General features: G+C 63.6%; 21 protein-coding genes and 1 other RNA gene. 13 read left to right on the forward strand and 9 right to left on the reverse strand.

The window, feature by feature from the left end:
• Window positions 1-190: 190 nt before the first annotated feature.
• Entirely contained in the window at window positions 191-1,876 is a 1,686-nt protein-coding gene (gene ilvD, locus F2P46_RS21050) for a dihydroxy-acid dehydratase (protein ID WP_166893798.1), read from the reverse strand.
• A gap of 128 nt (window positions 1,877-2,004) precedes the next feature.
• Here ilvD and F2P46_RS21055 point away from each other — a divergent pair, with 128 nt between their 5' ends.
• Window positions 2,005-2,922, forward strand: a complete 918-nt coding sequence (locus tag F2P46_RS21055; protein ID WP_166893800.1) for a LysR family transcriptional regulator — start codon at window positions 2,005-2,007, stop codon at window positions 2,920-2,922.
• Window positions 2,900-3,739: a prolipoprotein diacylglyceryl transferase gene (lgt, locus tag F2P46_RS21060; RefSeq protein WP_166893802.1), complete on the forward strand. Its 840-nt coding sequence runs from the start codon at window positions 2,900-2,902 to the stop codon at window positions 3,737-3,739. The genes F2P46_RS21055 and lgt overlap by 23 nt, the downstream gene beginning before the upstream one ends.
• Here the strand turns inward: lgt and F2P46_RS21065 are convergent.
• The 5 genes from F2P46_RS21065 to F2P46_RS21085 all read right to left on the reverse strand — a co-directional run bounded on the left by F2P46_RS21065 (window position 3,690) and on the right by F2P46_RS21085 (window position 6,039).
• Window positions 3,690-4,493, reverse strand: a complete 804-nt coding sequence (locus tag F2P46_RS21065) for a sulfite exporter TauE/SafE family protein (RefSeq protein ID WP_166893804.1) — start codon at window positions 4,491-4,493, stop codon at window positions 3,690-3,692. The genes lgt and F2P46_RS21065 overlap by 50 nt on opposite strands.
• Before the next feature lie 185 nt (window positions 4,494-4,678).
• Entirely contained in the window at window positions 4,679-5,140 is a 462-nt protein-coding gene (locus F2P46_RS21070) for an EVE domain-containing protein (RefSeq protein ID WP_166893806.1), read from the reverse strand.
• A 90-nt stretch (window positions 5,141-5,230) separates the two neighbouring features.
• A non-coding RNA gene (gene ssrS / locus F2P46_RS21075) (6S RNA) lies at window positions 5,231-5,411 on the reverse strand.
• 44 nt (window positions 5,412-5,455) lie between these two features.
• A complete protein-coding gene (locus F2P46_RS21080; protein WP_166882511.1) occupies window positions 5,456-5,767 on the reverse strand; it encodes a cell division protein ZapA in 312 nt (103 codons plus the stop codon).
• Entirely contained in the window at window positions 5,764-6,039 is a 276-nt protein-coding gene (locus F2P46_RS21085; RefSeq protein ID WP_166893807.1) for a hypothetical protein, read from the reverse strand. Before F2P46_RS21085 ends, F2P46_RS21080 begins: the two co-directional genes overlap by 4 nt.
• A 435-nt stretch (window positions 6,040-6,474) precedes the next feature.
• Between F2P46_RS21085 and groES the strand changes: the two genes are divergently transcribed.
• Together groES and groL are read left to right on the forward strand one after the other, a co-directional pair.
• Window positions 6,475-6,765, forward strand: a complete 291-nt coding sequence (gene groES / locus F2P46_RS21090; protein ID WP_099916332.1) for a co-chaperone GroES — start codon at window positions 6,475-6,477, stop codon at window positions 6,763-6,765.
• A 94-nt stretch (window positions 6,766-6,859) separates the two neighbouring features.
• Window positions 6,860-8,506, forward strand: a complete 1,647-nt coding sequence (gene groL, locus F2P46_RS21095; protein ID WP_166893810.1) for a chaperonin GroEL — start codon at window positions 6,860-6,862, stop codon at window positions 8,504-8,506.
• Between the two features lie 103 nt (window positions 8,507-8,609).
• Here the strand turns inward: groL and F2P46_RS21100 are convergent, their stop codons facing one another.
• Window positions 8,610-9,047, reverse strand: coding sequence for an OmpA family protein (locus F2P46_RS21100; protein WP_166893812.1), 438 nt, complete (start codon window positions 9,045-9,047; stop codon window positions 8,610-8,612).
• 104 nt (window positions 9,048-9,151) lie between these two features.
• Here F2P46_RS21100 and F2P46_RS21105 point away from each other — a divergent pair, with 104 nt between their 5' ends.
• The gene (locus F2P46_RS21105) at window positions 9,152-9,781 is read left to right on the forward strand and encodes a 2-hydroxychromene-2-carboxylate isomerase (protein ID WP_166893814.1); all 630 of its coding nucleotides are present in this window, start codon (window positions 9,152-9,154) and stop codon (window positions 9,779-9,781) included.
• A gap of 77 nt (window positions 9,782-9,858) precedes the next feature.
• Window positions 9,859-10,329: a hypothetical protein gene (locus F2P46_RS21110; protein ID WP_229509385.1), complete on the forward strand. Its 471-nt coding sequence runs from the start codon at window positions 9,859-9,861 to the stop codon at window positions 10,327-10,329.
• Between the two features lie 48 nt (window positions 10,330-10,377).
• Here F2P46_RS21110 and F2P46_RS21115 read toward each other — a convergent pair whose 3' ends face one another.
• Together F2P46_RS21115 and F2P46_RS21120 are read right to left on the reverse strand one after the other, a co-directional pair.
• On the reverse strand, window positions 10,378-12,222 hold the full coding sequence (locus F2P46_RS21115; protein ID WP_166893816.1) for a glucokinase: 1,845 nt from the start codon (window positions 12,220-12,222) through the stop codon (window positions 10,378-10,380).
• Window positions 12,219-13,862 carry an alpha-amylase family glycosyl hydrolase gene (locus F2P46_RS21120; RefSeq protein ID WP_166893818.1) on the reverse strand — a complete coding sequence of 548 codons (1,644 nt, stop codon included), beginning with the start codon at window positions 13,860-13,862 and terminating at the stop codon, window positions 12,219-12,221. Before F2P46_RS21120 ends, F2P46_RS21115 begins: the two co-directional genes overlap by 4 nt.
• 347 nt (window positions 13,863-14,209) lie before the next feature.
• Between F2P46_RS21120 and F2P46_RS21125 the strand changes: the two genes are divergently transcribed.
• The 7 genes from F2P46_RS21125 (at window position 14,210) to F2P46_RS21155 (ending at window position 22,259) form a co-directional block, all read left to right on the forward strand.
• A complete protein-coding gene (locus tag F2P46_RS21125; protein ID WP_166893820.1) occupies window positions 14,210-15,772 on the forward strand; it encodes an oligopeptide:H+ symporter in 1,563 nt (520 codons plus the stop codon).
• 66 nt (window positions 15,773-15,838) lie between these two features.
• Window positions 15,839-16,303, forward strand: a complete 465-nt coding sequence (locus F2P46_RS21130) for a cache domain-containing protein (RefSeq protein ID WP_166893822.1) — start codon at window positions 15,839-15,841, stop codon at window positions 16,301-16,303.
• A gap of 195 nt (window positions 16,304-16,498) precedes the next feature.
• A complete protein-coding gene (locus tag F2P46_RS21135; RefSeq protein WP_166893824.1) occupies window positions 16,499-17,467 on the forward strand; it encodes an ABC transporter substrate-binding protein in 969 nt (322 codons plus the stop codon).
• Window positions 17,468-17,479: 12 nt separating this feature from the next.
• The gene (locus F2P46_RS21140) at window positions 17,480-18,301 is read left to right on the forward strand and encodes an ABC transporter permease (RefSeq protein ID WP_166893826.1); all 822 of its coding nucleotides are present in this window, start codon (window positions 17,480-17,482) and stop codon (window positions 18,299-18,301) included.
• A gap of 1 nt (window position 18,302) precedes the next feature.
• Window positions 18,303-19,100 (forward strand): ABC transporter ATP-binding protein, encoded by a 798-nt coding sequence (locus tag F2P46_RS21145; RefSeq protein WP_166893828.1) that lies wholly within the window; start codon window positions 18,303-18,305, stop codon window positions 19,098-19,100.
• A gap of 52 nt (window positions 19,101-19,152) precedes the next feature.
• Complete coding sequence (locus F2P46_RS21150; RefSeq protein ID WP_166893830.1) at window positions 19,153-20,922, forward strand: ATP-binding protein; 1,770 nt, start codon at window positions 19,153-19,155, stop codon at window positions 20,920-20,922.
• A gap of 5 nt (window positions 20,923-20,927) precedes the next feature.
• Entirely contained in the window at window positions 20,928-22,259 is a 1,332-nt protein-coding gene (locus F2P46_RS21155; protein ID WP_166893941.1) for a sigma-54 dependent transcriptional regulator, read from the forward strand.
• Window position 22,260 lies beyond the last annotated feature (1 nt).

Here is a 22,260-nt window from a genome sequence, read left to right on the forward strand (position 1 = left end):
CTGGGCGAGGCCAGATTTTGACGATTTCGCAGTGCCAATAGCGAGCTATTGGCCGAGAAAGCGGCGAAATATGGGCCGTCCCAGGTATTTTTGCAGCCGACGATCCCAAGTCCGACAGGCTGCTAGGGAAAGCCTGTCACCTCAGGCTTATCGCCCCCGCCGAGGGCACCTCGGCGCGGGGCGACGCGGGTCAGCCCGTCACCGCCCCCTTGCTGGCCGACGAGGCCAGCGCCGCGAACTTGGCCAGCACCCCGCGCGTATAGCGCGGCGCCGGCTTGACCCACTTGGCGCGGCGGCGGGCAATTTCCTCATCGCTCACATTCAGCTGGATCAGTTGCTGATGCGCATCGATGGTCACCGAATCGCCCTCTTCCACCAAGGCAATCGTACCGCCATCGAAGGCTTCCGGCGCCACGTGGCCGACCACCATGCCCCAGGTCCCGCCCGAAAAACGCCCATCCGTAATCAAGCCCACCGATTCGCCCAGTCCCTTGCCGATCAGCGCCGCCGTCGGCGCCAGCATTTCCGGCATGCCGGGACCGCCCTTCGGCCCCAGGTAACGCATCACCAGCACGTCGCCCGCCTTGATGCCGTCGGCCAGGATCGCATCCATGGCCGAATACTCGTCGTTGAACACGCGCGCCGGACCGGTGATCACGGGATTTTTCAGCCCGGTGATCTTGGCCACGCAGCCTTCCGGCGACAGATTTCCCTTGAGGATAGCTAGGTGCCCCTGGCGGTACAGCGCCTTGTCGATGGTGCGGATAACATCCTGCTTCGGGTCCGGTACCGACGGGATCTCGGCCAGTTCCTCGGCGATCGTGCGGCCGGTGATGGTGATGCAGTCGCCGTGCAAGAGGCCGGCGTCGAGCAAGAGCTTGAGCACTTGCGGCACGCCGCCGGCCTTGTGCAGGTCGGTCGCGACGTACTGCCCGGACGGCTTGAGGTTGCAGATGACCGGCACTTTCTGGCGCACGCGCTCGAAGTCGTCGATGGTCCACTCAACTTCGGCCGCGTGGGCAATCGCCAGGTAATGCAGCACGGCGTTGGTCGAGCCGCCCGTGGCCATGATCAGGGAAACGGCGTTCTCGATCGATTTGCGGGTGATGATGTCGCGCGGCTTGAGGTCCTTTTTAACGGCCTCGACCAGCACGCGCGCCGATTCGGCGGCCGAGCCGACCTTTTCATCGTCCGGATTGGCCATGGTCGACGAATACAGCAAACCCATTCCCAGCGCCTCGAACGAGGACGACATGGTGTTGGCCGTGTACATGCCGCCGCAGGAACCGGCCGAGGGGCAGGCGTTGCGCTCGATGCCGTCGAAGTCTTCCTTCGACATGCGCCCGGCCGTAAATTCCCCCACCGCCTCGAAGGCCGAGACGATGGTCAAGTCCTTGCCTTTCCAGTTGCCCGGCTTGATGGTGCCGCCGTACACATAAATGCCCGGCACATTGGTGCGCGCCAGGGCGATCATCCCGCCCGGCATGTTCTTGTCGCAGCCGCCGATCACGACCACGCCATCCATCCACTGGCCGTTAACGGCTGTTTCAATGCAGTCGGCGATCACTTCGCGCGAGATGAGCGAATATTTCATGCCTTCGGTGCCCATCGACATGCCGTCCGAAATGGTCGGCGTGCCGAACACCTGCGGATTGGCGCCGGCCCCCTTGATCGTGGTAATGGCAATGTCGGCCAGCTTTTGCAGGCCCGAGTTGCACGGGGTAATGGTGGAGTGGCCGTTGGCGATGCCGATCATCGGCTTGTCGAAGTCCTCCGTTTCATAGCCCATGGCGTAGTACATCGAGCGGTTCGGGCTGCGCGAGACGCCTTCGGTGATGTTGCGGGAACGACGGTTGTAGCGTGGCTGGTCTGACATGGCTTGCTCCGGATGATTTGATAGCGACAAGAATGCCTTGCAGGCAAGCGCGCGTCAAATATATCATTTGCATTCCTGTGAGTCGCCGCTCATATCACAGCCCCCAATTGAGATGGAAAGCCATATCGATGAACCTCGAACTGCGCCAGTTGCGCTATTTTGTCGCCGTCGCCGAAGAACTTCACTTCGGCAAAGCCGCGCTGCGCCTGCACATGACCCAGCCGCCGCTGTCGCAAACCATCCAGGGACTCGAAGAGTTGCTGGGCGCGCCGCTGTTCGCGCGCAGCCGCCGCGCCGTCGAGCTCACCCCGGCCGGCGCCGCCCTGCTGCCGGAAGCGCGCCGCATCCTGGCCGCCAGCGCCCTTCTTCCCGCACTGGTGCAACGCGCGGCCGGCGGCGCGGCCGGGCGCCTGTCGCTGGCGTTCGTGTCCTCGGCCGATTACAGCGTGCTGCCGCCCTTCCTGCGCCGCTACCGCGCCGCTTTTCCGCAAGTAAGTATCGCGCTGCAGGAAGCGACTTCCGACGTCCAGATCGACGACCTGCTGCACGGGCGCATCGATACCGGCCTCTTGATCGCGCCGCTGCCGGACAAGGCGCGCCTGGAGCTCGATTACCTGAAGGTGCTGACCGAGCCGCTGATCGTGGCCCTGCCGGCCGGCGTCGTCAGCGGCGCGCCCGGCCAGGCGGTGGCCCTGGCCGCGCTGCCGCCGCTGCCGCTGATCATCTTTCCGCGCCCGATCGCGCCGGCCCTGCACGACGCCATCCTGGCCTGCTTTCGCGCGGCCGGCATCACCCCAGAGATCGGGCAGGAAGCGATCCAGATGCAGACCATCGTCAGCCTCGTCTCGGCCGGCATGGGGATGGCACTTGTGCCACAATCGGTGTCCAACCTGATGCGGCCCGGCGTAGAATACCGGGCCCTGCGCGATCCGACGCCGCAGGTGGAAACCGGGCTGGCCTGGCGGCGCGACGCCGTCTCGCCGGTCCTGCAGGGCTTTTTGGATTTACTACGAAAGAATACCGATGCTGACCCACCCGATACCTGACCCCGTCGCCTTTTCGCTCGGCCCGCTGCACGTGCACTGGTACGGCCTGATGTACGTGCTGGCGTTCGCCATGTTCCTCGCCCTCGGGCGCGTACGCATCAGGCAGCCGCACATCGCCGCGCGCGGCTGGAAAAAGGAAGACCTGGACGACATGCTGTTCTACGGCATGCTCGGGGTGATCATCGGCGGGCGCCTGGGCGAAGTCTTCTTCTATCAACCGGCCCGCTTCATGGCCGATCCGGTGGCCATCTTCAAGGTGTGGCAGGGCGGCATGTCGTTCCACGGCGGCTTTCTCGGGGTGCTGCTGGCCATGGGATTGTGGGCGCGCAAGGCCAAACGCAATCTGCTCGACGTCTACGATTTCATCGCCCCGCTGGTCCCGCTCGGCTATGCTGCCGGACGCATGGGCAACTTCATCAACGCCGAACTGCCGGGCCGCGTGGCCGACCCCAGCCTGCCGTGGGCCATGCTGTGGCCGGGCGTGCAGGGACCGCGCCATCCGTCGCCGCTGTACCAGTTGATCGTCGACGGCCTGGTGGTGTTCGTGCTGCTGTGGATCTATGCGCGCAAGGAGCGCCCGCGCCTGGCGGTGGGGGCGATGTTCACCCTGCTGTACGGCTGCGCGCGCTTTTTCACCGAATACTTCCGCGTGCCGGACTGGCAGGTCAGCGTGGCCGGCTTGCCGGTCACGTCGGGCCAGATGCTGTCGCTGCCGATGATCGCGGGCGGCATCGCCATGCTGGTGTGGGCCTACAGGAAAGGCGCTGTCAGTGAAACGCCTTCCACAGCATATAACCGGCCAGCGCATACAAAATGAACGCAAAGATGCGTTTTAACTGTTGCACCGGCATGCGGTGCGCGGCGCGCGCGCCCAGCGGCGCCGCCAGCACGCTGGCCGTGGCAATCACGGCCAGCGCCGGCAGGTAGATGTAGCCGAGCGAATACGGCGGCAGGCCGGGCTGGTCCCAGCCGAACCAGATGTTCGACAAGGTGCCCGAGAGCGCAATCGGAAAGCCCAGCGCGGCGCTGGTGGCGACCGCGTTGTGGATCTTGACGTTACACCAGGTCATGAACGGAATCGACATGAAGCCACCGCCCGCCCCCACCACGCCCGAGACCACGCCGAACACGCCGCCGGCGGCGAACATGCCGGGCGCGCCGGGCAGCTCGCGCGCGCCGGCGGGTTTTTTCCCGCTCAACATCTGGGTGGCCGAAAACGCCACGAAGGCGGCGAACACCAGCGCCAGCGCGGTGGTGTTGAGCTGCTTGCCCAGCCACGGCCCGAGCCAGGAACCGAGCACGATGCCGGGCGTGAGCATGCGCACGATCGGCCACAGCACGGCGCCGTGCGCATGATGCGCGCGCACCGACGACAGGGACGTAAACATGATGGTGGCGAGCGAGGTGGCGATTGCCATGTGCACCACCGCGTCGGGCGGAAAATGCTCGGCGGTGTAGATCATCGTAATGAAGGGCACCAGCACCATGCCGCCGCCGATGCCCAGCAAACCGGCCGCGAAGCCGCCGGCGGCGCCCATGGCCAGCAGGATCAGGATCAGGCTCCAGTCCATCGGCGCCCCCTTGGAGTGGCCGTCGTTGCAGTTGCAGTCGTCATGGGTGCGGTGGGTGAGGCTTGCGTTGGTGGCAAGCCTCCTGCGGACTCGCCTTGGCAAGTATTCTACAACGCTAAGGATGAGCCCGCTGAGGCCGCCCCGGGGGCGGCCTCAGCGGCATGGACGTGCGAATGCGACGGCCGCTACTTTTCCAGCAAGGCCTCGATGGTCCGCCATTCGTGCGCTTCGACCGGCATGACCGACAGGCGGCTGCCCTTGGCCAGCAGGCGCATGTCGGCCAGCACGGGGATGGTGCGCAATTGCTTCAGGCTCAACAGAGGTGTCTTGCGCACGGCGCGCACGTCGACGCTGATCCAGCGCGGCTGTTCAAGCGTGGCCTTCGGATCGTAATAATGGCTGGCCTGGTCGAACTGGCTGGCGTCAGGGTAGGCGGCGCTGCACACTTCGACAATCCCGGCGACGCCCGGCTCGGCGCAGCTGGAATGATAAAACAGGGCCAGGTCGCCGACCCGCATGCCGTCGCGCATGAAATTGCGCGCCTGGTAATTGCGCACGCCGAACCAGGCCACCGCTTGTTGCGGCGCGGCCAGCACATCGTCGATACTTACTTCGTCCGGTTCGGACTTCATCAGCCAATAAGCCATGCAATTGCTCCGCTTTGGGCGTCGCACAGCAAAGCGCGCGCCCATAAAAAAACGGTTGCGCACCGAATGCTTGCAACCGCTTTGTAAAATCAGTGCCCCGCATGTGCCGTCTTTACCGGCATCCTGAACCTAATGGTTCAAGGCGGTCGCAGTTAGTTCAATTTCGGGTTCGTCGAACGAGCGACGCTCACTCCCATCAAACAAGATTCCGCAACCTGTGCACATAAATGGTTCAAGGAATATATGGCAATCGCGAACACCGCAGGGTGAGACGGAGTTTACTCCGATGTGCCGTCATGTCAAACAAAATTAAACTCAGAACAGATTTTCCTGGGGAGTCAGGGCGTTGTCGAGCACCGTGTGCATCTCGCCGAGTTTCTGCTTGACTTCCAACATCGTCATTTCGGCAAGCGGCCCTTGCGGCGTTTTCACCGACAGGAATTCGGCCGCCATATTGAGCGCGGCCATGACGGCGATGCGGTCATTTCCCTTGACCTTGCCCGAATCGCGCAAGGTGCACATTTTGCCGTCGAGATAACTGACCGCTTCCTGCAAGGTGCGCTCTTCGCCCTCCTTGCACACCAGGCGATAGGAACTGCCCATGATCGTGACATTGAGCTGGATCATTGCACGCCCTCGGCCTGTGGGGCCGGCGCGGTCGCCACGGTGGCCACGGTCACCCCGTTCGGATCGGGCATCTGGGCCAGCAACGCTTCGACGCGGCGCTGCACTTCGTTCAGGCGCACCAGGCAAGCCTCCTTTTCGGCGAACAGCTGCGCATTCGACTGGCGCACCTGTGTATTCCATTGCCGCAACTGAGTATTCTCGGCGCGCAGTGAGAGGGTCAACTCGGCAAGCCGGTCGATTTTTTCGGATAGTTCGATGAATTCAGAAATCATCCCGTAACTATAGGGGTGCGAACGAAAGTCCGTCAACCGAATCAGCAACAGGGGTAGACGATTGATGTAAGGGGATGTAAGAAGGCTGCCGCGAAAGCGCCGGGCGCCGCTCCTGCACAACCGCCGGTCGCGCCCGTGTACGCACCAAAAGTCGAGGGCGGCGCAACGCTGGCCCGGCGCCTCTTGAGATAGCGCCAGTTTCGGCCTCGCCGGCGGCTCCGCACTTTGCGCCAGATCAAGCTCATCTGTTAAATAGTCAACAGGACGCCTTGAAAAACCCTTGGACCGTCCCTATAATTAGCACTCGTTAGTAGAGAGTGCTAACAACTCTTTCTAGTCTCGGCGGCAACACCGTGAGACATGTTGAAACACCGGGAACGCCTAGGGCGGTCCTGACCAATAGCTACTAAACCACTGAATATTAAGGAGTTTTGCATGAACCTTCGCCCATTGCACGATCGCGTCATCGTCAAGCGTCTCGACCAGGAAACCAAAACCGCATCCGGCCTCATCATTCCTGACGCAGCTGCTGAAAAACCGGATCAAGGCGAAATCTTGGCTGTCGGCAACGGCAAAGTCCAGGATGACGGCAAAGTACGCGCGCTGGAAGTCAAAGTCGGCGACCGTGTCCTGTTCGGCAAATACTCCGGCCAAACCGTCAAAGTCGACGGCGACGAGCTGCTGGTGATGCGCGAAGAAGACATCATGGCCGTTCTGGTCAAGTGATCGACTCGGTCGGGAACATGGTTTCCCGGCCGGCGCACGACCTTTCATTAAGCATTCCACGCGATAGACATCTACGCACAACGGAGAAAAAAACATGGCAGCTAAAGAAGTAGTATTCGGCGACGCAGCGCGCGCCAAAATGGTTGAAGGCGTCAACATCCTGGCCAACGCCGTTAAAGTCACCCTGGGCCCGAAAGGCCGCAACGTGGTGCTCGAGCGCTCGTTCGGCGCGCCGACCGTCACCAAGGACGGTGTTTCGGTCGCTAAAGAAATCGAACTCAAAGACAAGCTCATGAACATGGGCGCGCAAATGGTCAAGGAAGTTGCTTCCCGCACCAGCGACAACGCCGGCGACGGCACCACCACCGCGACCGTGCTGGCACAAGCCATCGTGCGCGAAGGCATGAAGTTCGTTGCCGCCGGCATGAACCCAATGGACCTGAAACGCGGCATCGACAAGGCGGTTGCCGCCACCGTCGAAGAGCTGGCCAAGATCGCCAAGCCATGCACCACCACCAAAGAAATCGCCCAGGTTGGCGCGATCTCGGCCAACTCGGACTACTCGATCGGCGAGCGTATCGCTGAAGCGATGGAAAAAGTCGGCAAAGAAGGCGTGATCACCGTGGAAGACGGCAAATCGCTGAACGACGAACTCGACATCGTCGAAGGCATGCAGTTCGACCGCGGCTACCTGTCGCCGTACTTCATCAACAACCCGGACAAGCAAGTTTCCATCCAGGACAGCCCGTTCGTCCTGCTGTGCGACAAAAAGATCTCGAACATCCGCGATCTGCTGCCGATCCTGGAACAAGTCGCCAAAGCCGGCCGTCCACTGCTGATCATCGCGGAAGACATCGAAGGCGAAGCACTGGCTACCCTGGTTGTGAACAACATCCGCGGCATCCTGAAAACCTGCGCAGTCAAAGCCCCTGGCTTCGGCGACCGTCGCAAGGCCATGCTGGAAGACATCGCTGTCCTGACCGGCGGCCAGGTCATCGCTGAAGAAGTCGGCCTGACGCTCGAAAAAGTCACCCTGGCGGAACTCGGCCAAGCCAAGCGCGTTGAAGTGGGTAAAGAAAACACCATCATCATCGACGGCGCCGGCCAGGCTGAAGCGATCGAAGCGCGCGTCAAGCAAGTGCGCGTGCAGATCGAAGAAGCGACCTCGGACTACGACCGTGAAAAGCTGCAAGAGCGCGTTGCCAAACTGGCAGGCGGCGTTGCAGTGATCAAGGTTGGCGCAGCCACCGAAGTCGAAATGAAAGAAAAGAAAGCCCGCGTTGAAGATGCACTGCACGCAACCCGCGCTGCCGTGGAAGAAGGCATCGTTCCTGGCGGCGGCGTAGCCCTGCTGCGCGCACGTGCCAACATCACGGTCAAAGGCGACAATCCTGACCAGGACGCCGGTATCAAGATTGTCCTGCGCGCCATGGAAGAGCCACTGCGCATGATCGTTCAAAACGCTGGCGAAGAATCGTCGGTCGTCGTTGCAGCAGTGTTGGCCGGCACCGGCAACTACGGCTACAACGCAGCGAACGGCACCTACGGCGACATGGTCGAAATGGGTGTTCTGGATCCAGCAAAAGTGACCCGTTCGGCACTGCAAAACGCAGCCTCGATCGCCGGCCTGATGCTGACCACCGACGCCATGGTATGCGAACTGGCGGAAGACAAGCCAGCTGGCGGCATGGGCGGCATGGGTGGCATGGGCGGCATGGGTGGCATGGACGGCATGATGTAATGCCGCCGCGCGCCGCAAGCGACTCGCTTGCGGCGCCGCTGCGACACATAAAAAGCCTGCAAGGTTTGCGCCTTGCAGGCTTTTTTACGCCTGGCGATCCTGTTTACGGTTCGCTCGGGGCCGTTGTTGGCGCCACCAGCTGGACCTCGACCCGGTTGTTGCGGGCGCGCCCTTCCCGCGTATCGCTATCGGCAACGGGCATGCGCTTGCCCTTGCCTTCGGTATAGATGCGGATGCGTTCGACGCCCTTGTCGGCCAAATAGGTCTTGACCGCTTCCGCGCGCCGCACCGACAGCCTCTGGGCCAGGGCCTCGCCGGGCAGCGCATCGGTATGGCCGATGGCCATGATCAGCTCGGGACTGAGCTCGCGGCTCTTGCCGGCGACCTGGTCCAGGATCGACACCGCGTCGCTCGACAAGCGCGCGCTGCCGTTGTCGAAAAACACTTCGGTCGCGAATTGGATCCTGGCCGGGTCGGCGCGCACCACGGCCGGCAGCGCGCACGCCAGGCAAACCGAGAGCGCGGTGAGAATGTGTCGCATGGCGGGAACCTTCCGATATATGCTGGTAAGGCGACTGTAGCCCAATATTGCATGATCAACAAGCACCCCGGCGCCTGGCATCGGCGGGGAACAGAGGAGACCCCATGACGACCCATGATCCGCAGATCGCATTCTGGTTTGATTTCGGCAGCAATTACAGCTACCTCGCCACCATGCGCATCGAGGCGCTCGCTGCCGCCCGCGGCGTGCGCGTGCTGTGGAAACCGTTTTTGCTGGGACCGATCTTCAAGGCCTCGGGCTGGAGCACGTCGCCCTTCGTGCTGCAAAAGGAAAAAGGCGCCTACGTGTGGCGCGACATGCAGCGCCAATGCGACAAATACGGCTTGCCGTGGACCCAGCCGGGTGTCTTTCCCCGGCGCGCGCTGCTGCCCCTGCGCGTGGCCCTGCTCGGCGCCGGCGAGCCATGGATCGGCGCCTTTTGCCGGCACATCATGCATGCCAATTTCGCCCGCGACCGCGAGATCGACGATCCGGCCCTGGTGGGCGAGGTCCTCGCCGCGCTCGGCCTCGACGCAAGCGCCCTGCTGGCCGCCGCCAGCACGGAACAGAACAAGCTGGCGCTGCGCGCCCAGGGCGAGGAAGCCGTGCGGCGCGGCATTTTTGGCGCGCCGATGTTCTTCGCCGGCGACGATATGTTCTGGGGCAATGACCGGCTCGAGGATGCCATCGACTGGGCCGTTGACCATGTTGCCGCACGTATAGATTTGGCGTAGTATGGCCGCTCCATCAACGTGTTTTGCCGCCCACAACTATGCCCGGATTGTCGAAAAAAACAGTACTGTTGTTTGCCATGATTGCCTTTGTCGCCGCCGGGGCAGCGCTGTACCACAATCATCACGAAGAGAACCTGGCGCCGGCAGCGTCCGGGGCCACGGTCACGCCCAAGCCCACAACGGCGCGCACCAAGGCACAGGCGATCGACGCCCTGATGGCGCTGCCGGAACTCAAAGCCTGGTCGGCCCACATCGAGAAGGCCTCGGGCGGCAAAGCCCACGGCGCGGTACTCGACGATGAGGAGGAAGGCACGAAGCTCATCGGCGGTAAAAGCTACTGGAGCCTCTCGTTCATCGAAAACGGCGACGAGGCGGCGCACCGCTGGGAGACCTTCCTGGTCGCCACCAGCGGCGACGATATCCTGGTCGACGACACCAACGACGACCGCCAGCTGACCTTGACCCAATGGCGCGCCGAAAAGCGCCCGCTCGAGCGCATCGTCAAACAAGCCGACAGCGCTCCAGGCGGGGCCGCCCCGCCACCGTAAGCCAGCGTAAGAAGGCGGGCCGGGTGCCTAAGTAAGTGCTTAAGCGCCCTACCCGCCCAGGTGCGAAATCTGCGTGTGCGCGCTGGCGCCGTCGCTCTGGCCATCGGCGCCCAGCGAAATCCCGACCGACAGAATATCGATCAGCAGCAGTTGCATGATGCGCGAGATCATCGACAGGAAGCTGGTGCTGTCCTCGGCATGGTCCACCGCCAGGCACACCGTGGCCTTCTTGGCCAGCGGCGTGCCGCTGCCGGTCATCGCAATCACGTCCGCCCCGGCCGCGCGCGCTGCGTCCACGGCCGCCAGCAACTCGGGCAAGCGCCCCGAGTTCGAAATCGCAATGACCACGTCGCCCGGCTTGAGCAGTTCGGCCGCCAGGGTAAACAGGTGCGAGTCGCCGTACGAGGCGGTCGGAATGCGGAAGCGGAAAAACTTGTGCTGGCCATCCAGGGCCACCACCCGCGAATTGCCCATCGCGTAAAACTCGACCCGGTGCGCGTGGGTCAGCAACGCGATGGCACGGTCGAGCGCACGCACATCGAGCTGGTCGCGGAATTTCAGGATCGCCGAGACGGTATTGTCGATCACCTTGGCCGACACATCGTGCGTGCTGTCGCCGCCGCGCACCTGGCTGTGACGCACGGGGATGGCGCCGGTCAGGCTGCTGGCAAAGCGCAGCTTGAAGTCGGCCAGTCCCAGAAACCCGAGCGAGCGGCAGAAGCGGATCACGGTCGGCTGGCTCACTTCGGCCAGGCGCGCAATGTCGGCAATCGGCTCGCCCAGCACCAGGCGCGGCTGCTCCAGCACCAGGCTGGCCACGCGCTGCTCGGCGGGCGTCAGTTCGTGCTGCAGGTGCTGGACCCGCTCCATCAGCGTGTTGGCGCCGCTGCGTCCGCGCAGGTGCTCCGACAAGATCGTCGCCACGCCGTGGAAGGCCGGATTCGGTGTCGTGATGACGTAGGTGGGAATGTCGGCCAGGTAGGTGGAAAAGCGCCCCTTGGCTTCGAAGCGGCTGCGAAAGGGCGAACCGGCAAACAACGCGCCGATGCGCGGCACGATGCCGCCACCGATGAAGATGCCGCCGAACGCGCCCAGGGTCACCGCCAGGTTGGCCGCGGCCCCGCCCAGCATGGCGCAGAAGCACTCGATCACCTCCAGGCACAGCGGGTCCTTGTCGTCCAGCGCGCCGGCGATGATCTCGGGCGAGGTGCGCGGCGCGCCGGCGACGCCGTTACGCAGCGCCAGCGCGCGGTAGATGATTTCCATGCCGGGGCCGGAGATCAGGCGTTCGTTCGATACGTGCGACCACTCCTTCCAGGCGAACTGCAGGATCGCAAATTCGCGCTCGTCGGCCGGCGCGAAATTGACGTGCCCTCCTTCGCTGCCGAGCGTGACAAAGCCATCAAGCGTGGGAATCACGCCCGACACACCCAGGCCGGTGCCGGGACCGAGCACCCCGATCACCGCGTTGGCGGCGGCCTTGCCGGGGCCGACCTGCATCAGGTCCTCGGGCATGAGGCCCGGCAGCGCCATCGCCAGCGCGGTAAAGTCGTTGACGATCAGGAGCGTGTGCAGCCCCAGTTCGCGCCGCACCGCATCGGTGGAAAATTCCCAGTCGCGGTTGGTCATGCGCACCTGGTCGCCGTTGACCGGGTTGGCGACCGCCAGCGCGGCGTGGTTGAGGGTCATGCCGGCATGGTCGGCCAGGTAGAAACGCAGCAGCGGAACGATGCCTTCGAAGTCGTCGCACTTGAGCACCCGCACCGAACGGAATACGCCCGGCGCGGTTTGCAGCGCGAAGCGCGCATGCGTGGCGCCGATATCGGCCAGCAGGCGCGGGCCGTCGGCAAACGCCGTGCGGCCCGGTTTTTCAGCGTCGGGCTGGTCGTTCATCCGTTCTTGGTGCCGAACCAGGCGCCGTAGGCAGGCAGGGTCACGCTGCCTTCTTCGGCATTGCCATGCAAGCCATGGCCGATCATCGGTACCGCTTCAACCGCGTCGGCAAACTGGTAGGTGACCGGCTCGGGGCCGAGATTGAACACGGCCAGCACGCTGGGGTGGCCGGCCAGGTCGCGGCGCAGCGCCAGCAGCGGTTCGGGCGCATCGAAAAAGACGATGTCGCCGCGCGTGAGCTGCGGTTGCTGGCGGCGCCAAGCGACGATGCGGCGCGCGAAATTGAGCGGCGAGTCGGTGTCGGTTTCTTGCGCGCTGGCGGCCGAGGCGATGTGTTCTTCGGCCACCGGCAGCCATGGGGTACCGGTGGTAAAACCGGCGTTGGGCAGTTCGGCGGTCCAGGGAATCGGCGTGCGGCAGCCGTCGCGGCCCTTGAACTCGGGCCAGAAGGTGATGCCGTACGGGTCCTGCAGCAGTTCGAACGGCACGTTCGCTTCGGTCAGCGCCAGTTCGTCGCCCTGGTACAGGCACGGCGTGCCCTTGAGCGAGAGCTGCATCGCCAGCACCAGCTTGGCCAGCGCATGGGTCGGCGCGGCGCCGCCCCAGCGCGTCATGACGCGGATGCTGTCGTGATTACCGACCGACCAGGAAGCCCAGCCACCCTTGACGCGCGCTTCGAACTCTTCGACCTGGCGGCGCACGTGGCCCGCCGAAAACTCGGGCGTGAGCAGGTTGAAGCTGTACGCCATGTGCAGCTTGTCGCCGTCGGCGGTGTAGTCGGCCATGACGCCGAGCGCGTCATCCGCGCCCACTTCGCCGATGGCGACCGCGCCGAATTCGTCGAGCAGCACGCGGATCTTCTGCAGGAAGGCGATGTTCTCGGGCCGCGTCTTGTCGTACACGTGCGCCTGCATGCCGTACGGGTTCACGTCGGTGACGGTGGAGGTGTCGCGGTTGGTGGCGGCTGGATTACTGCGCAGTTCAGGATCGTGGAAGTGGAAATTGCAGGCGTCCATGCGCACGCCGTCGACGCCGCGCGCCAGCCAGAAGCGCAGGTTGTCCAGGTGCGCCTGCTGCACCTGCGGATGGTGGAAGTTCATGTCCGGCTGGCTGGCCAGGAAGTTATGCAGGTAGTACTGCTTGCGCCGGCTGTCCCACTGCCACGACGAGCCGCCGAAGACCGACAGCCAGTTATTCGGCGGATTGCCGTCGGCCAGCGGGTCGGCCCACACGTACCAGTCGGCCTTGGGATTGTCGCGGCTCTTGCGGCTCAGGACGAACCACGGGTGGATGTCGGCCGTGTGCGAAAGCACCTGGTCGATCATGATCTTCAATCCCAGGCCGTGCGCTTTGGCGACCAGCGCGTCGAAGTCGTCCAGGGTGCCGAACATGGGATCGACGTCGCAGTAATCGGCCACGTCGTAGCCGAAGTCTTTCATCGGCGACGTGAAGAAAGGCGAGATCCAGACAATGTCGGCCCCGAGCTGCGCGATGTAGTCGAGTTTTTCGGTAATGCCCGGCAGGTCGCCAATTCCGTCGCCGTTCGTATCACGGAAACTGCGTGGATAAACCTGATAAATGATGGCCTCGCGCCACCATGGCGTATTTTGTTCGGAGTGCAGCGAAATATCGTTGTTCATGATGGGCGCCCAGGTTAGATTTTGTACATAATATACATCAATCTAATCCATTTTACAATTTGCCGGACGGTGCTGAAAATAGCTGAAAATCTTATACTTTTCAATAACTTACATACCAATCATGGATATTCAGCGAACCTCAACGGTAGTCAAACTACATACGAAATTGCAGACGCACCTGCATGTCCATACAGCCGCGCACACCCGGGCAGCGTGCCGGCGCCCTTGGCGGCGTCGATCCTGAATATTCCTATTGCCAGCCCCCCGGCCGTGGGCTTAGCATCCCATCTGTTTATATAGCAGGAGTACCCATGTCGCAGTTGGATAAAGAAAGCGGAAACGGGCCGATGCCCCGACAGATTCCGTACATCGTGGGCACCGAGGGATGCGAGCGATTCAGTTTTTACGGGATGCGCAACATCCTCACCCCTTTTTTGATCAGCACCCTGCTGCTGTTCATGCCGCTCGCCGAGCGCGCCGGCGAAGCGAAGCACGTGTTCCACACCTTCGTCATCGGTGTGTACTTTTTCCCTTTACTAGGTGGCTGGCTGGCCGACCGCTTCTTCGGTAAATACGACACCATCTTCTGGCTCAGTCTTGTGTACTGCGCGGGGCACGCCTGCCTGGCGATCTTCGAAGATAGCCTCAAGGGCTTTTACTTCGGCCTGTTCCTGATCGCGTTCGGCTCGGGCGGCATCAAGCCCTTGATCTCCTCGTTCGTGGGCGACCAGTTCGACCAGACCAACAAGAACAAGGCCAAAGTCGTCTACGACGTGTTCTACTGGATGATCAACTTCGGTTCCTTCTTCGCCTCGCTGCTGATGCCCTACTTCCTGTCCAGGCACGGACCCGCGATCGCCTTCGGCATTCCGGGAATCCTGATGTTCGTGGCCACCATCGTGTTCTGGCTTGGGCGCAAAAAGTACATCCATGTGCCACCCGCCCCGCCGGACCCGGACTCGTTTACCCGCGTGGCGCGCACCGCCCTGCTGGCGCACAAACCCGGCCAGGCCCGCACCGGCCTCGCGGTCGCCCTGTTCGGCGTGGCCGGCGCGGTCGCCTCGCTGGCCATGGCGCCACAATGGGGTTTTGTTATCGCCGCCTGCACCGCGCTGGTCCTGCTGCTCGCTTTTGGGGGCATCGGCACCTCGATGCAGCTCGAACGCGCGCGCGGCCTGCATCCGGATGTGGCGGTGGACGGCGTGCGCGCCGTGCTGCGCATCCTGATCGTGTTTGCGCTGGTCACGCCGTTCCACTCGCTGTTCGACCAGAAAGCGTCGACCTGGATCGTGCAGGCCAATTCGATGATCCCGCCGACCATCAATCTGTTCGGCAGCGAATTTTCCTTCGTGGCGGCGCAGATGCAGGCGCTCAACCCGCTGCTGGTGATGATCCTGATCCCGTTTAACAACCTGGTGCTGTACCCGGCCCTGCGCAAGATGGGCGTGGAGCCGACGCCGCTGCGCCGCATGACGACCGGGATCGTGTTTTCGGCGCTGTCGTGGATCGTGATCGGCTCCCTGCAAGTGCAGATGGACGGCGGCACTCCGACCTCGATGCTGTGGCAGGTCCTGCCCTACGCGCTGCTGACCTTCGGCGAAGTACTGGTATCGGCCACCGGGCTGGAATTTGCCTACAGCCAGTCGCCACCGTCGATGAAAGGCGTGATCATGGCCTTCTGGTTCCTCTCCATCACCGTGGGCAGCCTGTGGGTCCTGATCGTCAACGCCAGCATCAAGAACGATGCGGTGCTCTCGAATATCGGCGCCAGCGGCTTTAGCGTCATCGCCTTCCAGATGTACTTCTTCGCCGGCTTTGCGTTCGTGGCCGCCGCGGTCTTCGGCTGGTACGCCACGCGCTACAAAATGATGGATAACTACCGTTCCGACGCCGCACCGGCCAAGGCGTAAAACAGGCCGTAGCAAAGGCGGGCAGGCTGCCAGCTTGCCCGCCCCCACAACGAAAAGGGGATCGTCATGCGTAAATTGTTCCAGATAGCGTTAATGTGCTGCGCCGCCGTGTTTTGCACCAGCGCTTTCGCCGCCGCCAGCGACCATGGCAGCGCGGAGGAAGCCAAGGCACTGGTGCAGAAAGTAATCGCCTACATGAAAGCGAACGGGCGCGAGAAGACCATCGCCGAGATCAACGACATGCAAAGCACCCGCTTTCGCGACCGCGACCTGTACGTGACCATCAACGACATGAGCATGAAGAACCTGGCCCATGGCGTCAACGCCAAGATGCAGGGCAAGGACCTGATCGACCTGAAGGACGCCGACGGCAAACCGTTCATGCGCGAGCGCCTCGACCTGGTCAAGACCAAGGGCAAAGGGTGGCAGGATTACAAGTTCGTCAACCCGGTCACCAAGCAGATCGAACCGAAGTCGATGTACTTCGAAAAGTACGAAGACCTGATCATCAACTGCGGCATCTACAAGTAAGAGCCGTGCGGGCGCCGCAGCCGTGGCGCCCTTCTCCCTCGCGCGGTTTTCCGCACGCCGCAGCGCTTCCATTGCGGATTTCCGCCAGTTTTCACGCCGCCCCGCGCCTGCGCGCCCGTGTGCGCATCGTGCGCAAGCTTGGCACGAAAAATGCAACAAGCGTTGATGCACATAAACCATAACGGAGACTCAAGCATGAAAACCATCCATCACCTCGTCCTGGCGGCTGCCGCCCTGTCCGCGTCCGCCCAGGCGGCCGATAATGTCGTCAGGCTCGGCAACCTCAAATTCGCCCATTACGGCGCCGTCTCTTACATCAAGGAGATCGCGCCCAAGTGCGGCATCAAGGTCGAAGAAAACATGTTCGCCAAAGGCCCGGACGTGATGCAGGCGATCCTGTCGGGTGACCTCGATGTGGGCGCCACTGCGTCGGAAGCGGCCATCTCGGGCCGCGCCAACGGTGCGCCGATCTACATCGTGGCCGGTTTCGCTAAAGGTGGCGCGCGCCTGGTCGCGCGCCCCGACGGCGGCATCAAGACAGTCAAGGACCTCAAGGGCAAGAAGGTCGGCGTGACACGCGGCGGCATCCATGAAGTACTGCTGTACGCGCAACTGGCCAAGCATGGCCTGTCCTGGTCCGACTCCGCCGGCAAGGACGTGCATGTCATCTACCTCGCCTTTGCGGACCTGAACCAGGCGCTGCTCGGCAAGAACCTGGACGCGATCATGCAAAGCGAGCCGCAATCGTCGCAGGCGATCAACAAGGGCTTCGGCATGGAAGTGATGAAGCCCTACGACACCCCGATCGGTGAGCCGGTACGCACGCTCGTCATGAGCGAAAAATTCTACAAGGAGAACCGCGCCACCGCCGCCAAGTTCATGAGCTGCTTCGTCCAGGCCACCAAGCTGTTCATCGATAACAAGGCCGCCGGCGAAAAATACGTGCGCGAGACGATGTTCAAGAACCAGATCACCAAGGACGATTTCGAGGATGCGATCGCCAACTCGCCCTACACCTACGACATCAGCATCGAGCATATCCAGACCACCACCGACGTGATGGCCAAGACCGGCACCGGCAAGATGCGCGTGCCGCCGGTAGCCAAGGACTGGGTCAAGACCGACCTGCTGGAGCAGGCCAAGAAGTCGCTCTCCGTCCAATAAGCCGGGGCTCCCATGACTCAGACTAAGTGGCGCGAAAGCGCCGTTGGATTCGTCGTTCCGGTCGTCATTGTCGCCTTGTGGCAGGCTGGCGCGATGCTCGGCTTGATCAATCCGCAGGTACTGCCTTCGCCTTGGGCGGTGCTCAAGAAGTGGATCGAATACGCCCTGCCGCTGACCGCGTTCGACCCGGCCGCCGGTTCGCGCCTGGCCTGGATGTTCTCCGGCGAACTGCTGATCGACACCGCCGGCAGCATGTACCGCGTGGTGGTCGGTTTTGTCATCGGCGCCGGCCTGGCGCTGCCGCTTGGCCTGGCCATGGGATCGAGCCGCACCATGTACAACTGGCTCAATCCCCTGATGCAGGTGCTGCGCCCGATTCCGCCGATCGCCTACATTCCGCTGGCGATCCTGTGGTTCGGCCTTGGCAATGCGCCGGCCGTGTTCCTGATCGCCATCGGCGCGTTCTTCCCGGTGCTGATGAACACCATCGCCGGCGTGCGCCAGGTCGACAGCATCTACATCCGCGCCGCGCGCAACCTGGGCGCCAGCCAAAGCACCATGTTCCTGCGCGTGATGCTGCCGGCCGCCGTGCCCTACATTCTGTCCGGCGTACGGATCGGGATCGGCACCGCCTTCATCGTCGTCATCGTCTCCGAGATGATCGCCGTGAACAACGGGCTGGGTTTCCGCATTCTGGAAGCGCGCGAATACTTCTGGTCCGACAAAATCGTCGCCGGCATGATCAGCATCGGCATGCTGGGCCTGGGCATCGACATCGCCATGAACAAACTGAACAACCATCTGCTGCGCTGGCACCGCGGCCTGGAGACCTGACATGACTTCCTCCCACATCGACGTTACGAACGTCAGCAAGATCTTCAACGCCGGCGAACGCGAAGTGACCGCCCTGCGCGACATCAACCTGCACATCCCGGACGGCCAGTTCGTCTGCCTGCTGGGGCCTTCCGGCTGCGGCAAGTCGACCCTGCTCAATGCGATTGCCGGCTTCTCGCTGCCGTCCACCGGCGACATCCACGCCAACGGCAAGCTGGTGAGCGCGCCCGGACCGGATCGCGGCATGGTGTTCCAGGAGTACGCGCTGTTCCCCTGGATGACGGTCGAGAAGAACATCGGCTTCGGCCTCGGAATCAAGGGCATGGCCCCGGCGGAAATCGACAAGCGCGTCGGCGCCCTGCTCGAGATGCTGTCGCTGTCGGACTTCCGCCACCGCTTTCCGAAGGATCTGTCGGGCGGCATGCGCCAGCGCGTGGCGATTGCGCGCGTGCTGGCGCTCGACTCGCCCATCATGCTGATGGACGAACCGTTCGGCGCGCTCGACGCGCTCACCCGGCGCAACCTGCAGGACGAGCTGCTGCGCATCTGGGCCGAGCTGAAAAAGACCATCGTGTTCGTCACCCACAGCATCGAAGAGGCGATCTACCTGGCCGACCGCATCATCGTGATGACGTACCGGCCCGGCACCGTCAAGCGCGACATCATCGTCGAACTGCCGCGCATGCGCGATCCGTCGTCGGCCGCCTTCAATGAGCTCAAGCGCGAGCTGGGGGCGCTGGTCATGGAAGAGCAGCAGCGCCACCACAACGACGAAATCCGGATGGCGGCTGTCGATTAGGCAGGGGACGGGTACGTGCAGTAGAATCGACGCCACTCACCGTGGACCGCTCATGCACGTAAAACAACAACTCGCCTGGCTCCTCGCACCGCTCGCCAGCGCCGCCCTGATTGCGGCCGCCTACCAGGGGGCGCTGCGCCAGGGCGGGGCCGACGAACTCGAACGCGGCGCGCGCCAGTTGCAGCTGATGGCGCCCGAACTGGAGTCGGCGCTCGACAAGTTCGAAACCCTGCCCTACGTCGTCGGCCTGCAGGAGAACGTGGCCGCGCTGCTGATGCAACCGCGCCAGCACGCGCGCATCGACCAGGTCAACCGCAGCTTGCAGGCGATTGCGCGCCAGTCGAGAGTCGGCGCGATCTACCTGATGGACCGCGACGGCAACACGCTCGCCGCCAGCAACTGGGACCTGCCGCTCACCTTCGTGGGCCGCAACTTCGGCTACCGTCCATATTTTCACGAAGCGCTGGCCGGGCGCGCCGGCCGCTTCTACGGCATCGGCAGCACCACCAGCGAACCCGGTTACTTCATCGCCCAGCCGGTAATGCAAGGCGCGCGCGTGCTGGGCGTGGTCGCAGTCAAGATCAGCCTCGACGAATTCGCCCGCAATTGGGCAGGCCTTGACGACGCGATCGTGCTGGCCGACAGCGCCGACGTGGTGTTCCTGTCCAACCGTCCCGAATGGAAGTACCGCAGCCTGCAAGCGCTCTCCGCCATCACCCAACGCAAGCTGGCGAGCACCGATCAATACGCGCGCCGTCCGATCACGCCCATCGACGGGCAGTTGCCGCCGCATGCGGCGCGCCGGACCGGCCCCCTGGGCTGGCAACTGATGCTGTTCCCGGCGCAGGACCGGGTGCGCCGTGTGGCCGCCTTATGGGCGCTGGCCGCCGCGCTGGTGGCTGCCAGCGCCATCGTCGCGGCCTGGGCCCTGTACCAGCGCCGCCGCCGGCTGGAAGAGCGCCAGGCCGCCAACGCCGCATTGCAGCGCGCCGCCGGCGAACTCGATCTGCGGCTGGCCGAACGCACCGCGCTGCTGCGCCAGGCCAACGACGACCTGGAAGCGCGCTACGCCACCCTGAAACAAACCGAGCAGGTACTGCGCACGACCCAGGACCAGCTGGTCCAGGCGGGCAAGCTGGCGATGCTGGGCCAGATGGCGGCCGGCGTCACGCATGAACTGAACCAGCCGCTGGCCGCGATCCGCGCGTTTGCCGACAACGCCCGCACCTTCCTGGAACGCGGCCAGCAGGAGCAGGCCAGCGCCAACCTGACCCACATCAGCGACGCCAGCGCGCGCATGGGCGCCATCATCGGGCAGTTGAAAGGCTTTGCGCGGCGCAGCGACGCCGTGGCGACGGTCGACATCGCCCAGTCCCTCGCCGCCTCGGCGTTTTTGCTGCAGGGCGAATTCAAGCGCCTCGGGGTCGCGCTGGCGCTGCCGCCGCTGTCGTCGCCCATGCAGCTGCTGATCACCGGCGACGCCGTGCGCATCGAACAGGTGTTCATCAACCTGCTGCGCAATGCGCTCGACGCCGTCGACGAGGCCCAGGTACGCGCAGTGTCGGTCACGCTGGCGTCGATTGACGGTTACGCCGTGGTGCGCATCAGCGACAGCGGCCTGGGCATGTCCGACAGCGTCGCCGCGCATCTGTTCGAACCGTTTTTTACCACCAAGCCATCGGGCAAGGGCCTCGGGCTCGGGCTCGCGATATCATCATCGATCGTGCAAGCCATGAACGGACAGCTCGAAGGCAGCAATCGCCCTGGCGGTGGCGCCGTGTTCGAAGTCCGCCTGCCGCTGCCGGAAAAAAGGAACGAATGAAGACCATGCAGGCTATCCTGGTGGAAGACGAAGCGCCGCTGCGCCTGGCCACGACCCAGACCCTGGAACTGGGGGGCTTTACCGTGCATGCCTACGCCAGCGCCGAACAAGCGCAAGGCGCGCTGGATGCGGCTTTTGACGGCGTCATCGTCAGCGACGTACGCCTGCCCGGGCGCTCCGGCCTGGACCTGCTGGCGCAAGTGGTGGCGCTGGACGTGGAACTGCCCATGATCATGGTGACCGGCCATGGCGACGTGGCGATGGCGGTCGGCGCAATGCGCGCCGGCGCCTACGACTTCATCGAAAAACCGTTCGGCGCCGAACGCCTGATGGATGCCGTCCGGCGCGCCCAGGAGCGCCGTTCGCTGGTGCTGGAAAACCGCCGCCTGAAGACCGCGTGGGCGCTGCATCCCGATACGCCGCAACTGGTGGGGCGGTCCGACGCCATTGAACGGCTCAAGGTGTTGGTGCGTAATATAGCCCCGGCCGGCGTCGACATTTTGATCCACGGCCAGACCGGCACCGGCAAGGAAGTCGTGGCCCGCCTGATCCACGCGGCCAGCGCGCGCAAGGGCAATTTTGTCGCGATCAATTGCGGCGCCCTGCCCGAGTCGGTGTTCGAAAGCGAGATGTTCGGGCACGAGGCGGGAGCGTTCACGGGCGCGCACAAGCGCCGCATCGGCAAGCTGGAATACGCCAACGGCGGCACCTTGTTCCTCGACGAGATCGAGAGCATGCCGATGGCGCTGCAGGTCAAGCTGCTGCGCGTGCTGCAAGAGCGCCAGCTTGAGCGCCTGGGCGGGAACGAAGCGATCGCCGTGAACTTTCGCATCATCGCGGCCAGCAAGGCCGACTTGCTGGAACTGAGTATCGAGGGGCGCTTTCGCGAAGACCTGTACTACCGCATCGGCGTGGCCACCATCGATTTGCCGCGCCTGAACGAACGGCGCGACGACATCGCCCTGCTGATGGCGCACTTTACGCAGGATGCGGCGCAGCGCTACGGACGTGCGGCGCCGCAGTGGAGCAGTGAGCAAATGAGTCAGTGGCAGGCGGCGGAGTGGCCTGGCAATGTGCGCGAACTGCGCAACTTCGCCGAGCGGCTGGTGCTCGGCATTGTCGCCACGCCAGCGCCGGCACCGGTCGCCGCTCCCCTCGCCGGCGCCGCCCTGAGCCTGCCGCAGCAACTCGACGCGTACGAGCGTGAACTGATCTCACGAAAGCTTGACGCGGTCGATGGCAACGTCTCCACCGCCGCCGACCAACTCGGCGTGCCGCGCAAAACCCTGTACGACAAGCTCAAAAAATATCAGCTCGCCCCGGGAAGAAAAATGTAAT

The organism is Massilia sp. CCM 8734, assembly GCF_011682155.1.
Lineage (GTDB): Bacteria > Pseudomonadota > Gammaproteobacteria > Burkholderiales > Burkholderiaceae_D > Telluria_A > Telluria_A rubra.